Raw genomic sequence first — 4,159 nt, 5'->3', positions numbered from 1 at the left:
TTAAGCTATTGGCTTAAACTAGCCGCTTTTGGGATAATGCCTAAACGAAGTACGTTGTGCGTACCACTAAAAAATCGTAATAAAATCAATAAAAAGGTACGCGTAGCTACCCTACAGCGAGTTGCAAAAACCGAAAGCTTAACCGTTTAAAGTATATACATGTTTAATAATTCCATTAATTATTCATTCAGACATTCTAAAATAGCCTTGCTTACAAAGCATAAAAAAGAAATAGAAATCAGTCCATTGATTAAAAATTACCTGGGTACTGAAATAGAAGTCTTTGACTGCTTCGACACCGATGAGCTAGGTACTTTTTCAAGAGAAAAAAAAAAGAAATCAATCACAACTTGAAACAGCACGATTCAAAGCAAAAAAAGCAATTGAAATAAGTGGCTGCCAGATTGGAATAGGTAGCGAAGGAAGTTTTACCACTGATCCATACATGGGTTTAGTACCATGGAATATTGAAATGATAGTTTTATATGATTATAAAAATAATATAGAAATAGTTGGAACTGAACAGAGACCCTTTAAAAATATACAGAAATTAATTACCACAAAAGAAGAACTTATTCCATTGGTCAAAGATATTGATTTCCCGAAAAATAACTTAATCATTAGACCAAATAATGAAGATGATCAATTTATTAAAAAAGACTTTTTAAGCGTGGATGAACTTTTTAATGAATTTGATTTATTATTAGAAAAATCAATTAATGGAGTAGTTTTTGTTGAAAATGATCACAGAGCACACCGTTCCGTAAATAGAATGGAAGCAATTAGATATGCTACCATCGACTTGATAATTAAATGCCACTCATTTTGTCCTGAATGTAGTTCTCCTGGTTTTTCAGTTAATCGTGGTGAAGGAAACCTACCATGCGAGTACTGTGGTTTTGAATCAGATACATTTAAATATCTAGTATATAAATGCAATAAATGCTCTTTTGAGAAAAGAATAGAAAGGTCAGATATTACAAATGTAGATCAACAATATTGTAATTACTGCAATCCTTAAGCTAACAACCGTTTCAACCTGACAACGCGATAATACGCTCGGCAAGATTAACGGTAAAAACCATAGGGCTTTCGGTATGTAAAATCGTCGATATTCAGTCATGGTTTGAAACTCGAACGATGCGCCTCCTAACGTCCGCACGCCTTATCGCGTTGCCACAAGCCACAGAAATCGAGCGTAGTGTTCATACGGCTCTCTGATTTCTTGGCGAGATGGCATAACGGGTTGGCGTTGTATATCAGCTACAATGTTTTACTCGTCAATATGGTTTATCCTGTTGATCATTTAAATAATGCTGATAATCCTTGTCAGCAGACTGAAAACAACGCTCACGCGTATCACTATCCGCCAGTTTTGAGCATTCATTACGTCTAACACCTTGTGATAAATCATAGACTTGTTCAGCAGAACACGCCGTTAAGACTAAACTTAACACGATTAATATTATTCGCTGCATTGCATACCTCCTGAAAATAACCGATAAGCCGGATTCTGTGTTTGTTCGGAATAGACAAAACCCGAATGCTCTAAACAGTGTTCAAAGGTTTTACGCTCAGACGCAGGTAGTTGTAAACCCATTAACACTTTACCAAATGCTGCGCCATGATTACGGTAATGAAACAAGCTAATATTCCAACGCCCGCCTAACTCGCTTAAAAAGCTCGCTAAAGCACCTGGTCGTTCGGGGAACTCGATACTGTAAATCACTTCATTCAGTTCACAAGGCGCATGACCGCCTACCATATAGCGAATATGCTCTTTAGCTAATTCATTCGCAGTCATATCGGTAATGCCAAAACCTTGTTGCTGTAAGAACTGAATCACCTCTTGCCTATCAGACTCTAAGCCACTGCTGGAGATACCGACAAACACCTGTGCCATGACGTTATCAAAATAACGGTAATTGAATTCAGTAATGCTACGCCCACCTAATAATTGGCAAAACTTGAAAAAACTACCGGGTATTTCTGGAATGCTAACCGCTAACAATATTTCCTTGTGTTCGCCGACTTGCGCACGCTCGGCAACATAGCGTAAGCGGTCAAAATTCATGTTAGCACCGCTATCTATTGCGATAAAGGTTTGCCCTGTAACTCCTTCGCGCTCTATGTATTTTTTTAAACCAGCAACCGCTAACGCACCTGCTGGCTCGGCGATGGAGCGTGTATCATCAAAAATATCTTTAATCGCGGCGCAGATTTCATCAGTATTAACCGTTATCACTTCATCGACATATTTTTGTGCTAAACGAAATGGCTCAGCACCGACTTGTTTAACGGCGACACCATCGGCAAACAAACCCACTTGCTGGATAATAACCCGTTCACCGGCAGCTAATGCGCGTTTTAAACAATCCGCATCATCCGGTTCTACGCCGATAATTTTTACTTCTGGCCTTACAAATTTAGTGTAAACAGCAATACCGGCGATTAAACCGCCACCGCCAACTGGAACAAAAATAGCATTTAAGGGTTTGGTATGTTGCCGTAACAATTCCATCGCTACCGTGCCTTGGCCTGCAATGACATCAGGGTCATCATAAGGATGCACAAAGACTAAACTCTGTTGTTCAGCTAATTCCAATGCATGAACGTAAGCATCGCTATACGAGTCTCCGAATAACACCGTATCGGCGCCCATAGCCCGTACCGACGACACTTTTATATCAGGTGTAGTCGTCGGCATGACAATGAGTGCGCGTATATTTAAACGTTTCGCAGCTAAGGCAACGCCTTGGGCATGATTGCCGGCCGATGCCGCAATTACGCCCTGTTGTTGCTGTGCCCGAGTTAACGAGGCCATTTTGTTATACGCACCGCGTAATTTAAACGAAAATACCGATTGTAAATCTTCGCGTTTTAATAAAATGGTATTGGCAAACCGTTCTGACAATAAACGGGTGGGCTCTAATGCAGTTTCTACTGCGACGTCATAAACGCATGCACGTAAAATTTTCTCTATATATTTTTCTGGCATAATAAAAAGGGCTGAAGATTCTCAATAACTGAGTTATTATCGCACACCGTTTTATCAACTTAACCAAACACATAAAAACTTTATGAGCACGCAAGACGAATTAAAAAGAAAAGTAGCAGAAGCCGCCGTTCCTTATGTTAAAGGTATTGGCATCATAGGCGTAGGTACAGGCTCAACCATACGTTATTTCATTGATGCATTAGCTGATTTTAAAAGCGATATTGAAGGCGCTGTATCCAGTTCAGTTGCAACCACTGAGCATTTGAAAAAAGTCGGAATTCCGGTTTTAGATTTAAACGAAACAGGCACACTCGATATTTATGTCGATGGTGCAGACGAAATCAACCCTGTTAAACAATTGATTAAAGGTGGCGGCGCCGCTTTAACCCGCGAAAAAATTATTGCCGCAGCAAGCAAAAAATTCGTTTGTATCGCTGATGGGTCAAAACGCGTTGATGTCTTAGGCAAATTCCCGTTACCTATTGAAGTCATCCCTATGGCTAGAAGTTATGTGGCACGGGAACTTGTTAAATTAGGTGGTCAACCGGTATGGCGGGAAAACTGCGTCACTGATAACCATAACCACATCATTGACGTACATAATTTAACGATTACTAACCCTATTGAACTGGAACAAACCATTAACCACATCACTGGCGTTGTCTGCGTAGGTCTTTTCGCTATGCGCCCAGCCGATGTCGTGTTAGTCACTGATGGCGAGCAAATCGTGAGTTTTTAAGCTTTGTTCCAAAGCGGATAAAGCACAGAAGACAGCTCCGGTATCTTCGGCATTCGCCACATCGTGGTAGCGAATGCCGGAGCGTTTGCCGACTATAAACCGCTTTTCAAACTCGCTTCTATAAACATATCTAAATCACCGTCTAACACGGCTTGCGGGTTTCCGGTTTCCACACTGGTGCGTAAGTCTTTAATGCGTGATTGATCTAAGACATAAGACCGAATCTGACTGCCCCAACCTATATCGGATTTACTCTCCTCTAATGCTTGTTGACTTTCCATGCGTTTGCGCATTTCCAATTCGTACAGCTTTGCTTTCAGCTGCTTCATTGCCGTATCGCGGTTTTTATGCTGTGAGCGGTCACTTTGACACTGAACCACAACACCGGTTGGATTATGGGTAATTCGCACCGCCGATTCTGT

The 4,159-nt window shown here is 40.8% G+C and carries 4 protein-coding genes and 1 pseudogene; 2 read left to right on the top strand and 3 right to left on the bottom strand.

Annotated features, from left to right (window positions below):
• Positions 1-379 precede the first annotated feature (379 nt).
• Positions 380-1,021 (top strand): annotated as a pseudogene (locus tag VZ94_RS20690) (DUF6671 family protein); the annotation flags it as partial.
• A gap of 259 nt (positions 1,022-1,280) precedes the next feature.
• Here VZ94_RS20690 and VZ94_RS20685 read toward each other — a convergent pair.
• A complete protein-coding gene (locus VZ94_RS20685) occupies positions 1,281-1,478 on the bottom strand; it encodes a hypothetical protein (RefSeq protein WP_045780688.1) in 198 nt (65 codons plus the stop codon).
• Positions 1,466-2,998: a threonine ammonia-lyase, biosynthetic gene (gene ilvA / locus VZ94_RS20680; protein ID WP_045780687.1), complete on the bottom strand. Its 1,533-nt coding sequence runs from the start codon at positions 2,996-2,998 to the stop codon at positions 1,466-1,468. Before ilvA ends, VZ94_RS20685 begins: the two co-directional genes overlap by 13 nt.
• Positions 2,999-3,080: 82 nt before the next feature.
• Here ilvA and rpiA point away from each other — a divergent pair, with 82 nt between their 5' ends.
• Positions 3,081-3,737, top strand: coding sequence for a ribose-5-phosphate isomerase RpiA (rpiA, locus tag VZ94_RS20675; protein ID WP_045780686.1), 657 nt, complete (start codon positions 3,081-3,083; stop codon positions 3,735-3,737).
• Between the two features lie 92 nt (positions 3,738-3,829).
• Here the strand turns inward: rpiA and VZ94_RS20670 are convergent.
• The coding region (locus VZ94_RS20670) for a peptide chain release factor-like protein (protein ID WP_045780685.1) at positions 3,830-4,159 on the bottom strand (330 nt) is incomplete at its 5' end.

Source organism: Methylocucumis oryzae (genome assembly GCF_000963695.1).
GTDB lineage: Bacteria > Pseudomonadota > Gammaproteobacteria > Methylococcales > Methylomonadaceae > Methylovulum > Methylovulum oryzae.
This window is presented reverse-complemented; position numbering and strand designations above follow the sequence as displayed.

Excerpts from the sequence above, each read along its gene's own strand:
- VZ94_RS20685 (WP_045780688.1), bottom strand. The coding sequence starts at position 1,478 with ATGCAGCGAATAATATTAATCGTGTTAAGTTTAGTCTTAACGGCGTGT.
- ilvA (WP_045780687.1), bottom strand. The coding sequence starts at position 2,998 with ATGCCAGAAAAATATATAGAGAAAATTTTACGTGCATGCGTTTATGAC.
- rpiA (WP_045780686.1), top strand. The coding sequence starts at position 3,081 with ATGAGCACGCAAGACGAATTAAAAAGAAAAGTAGCAGAAGCCGCCGTT.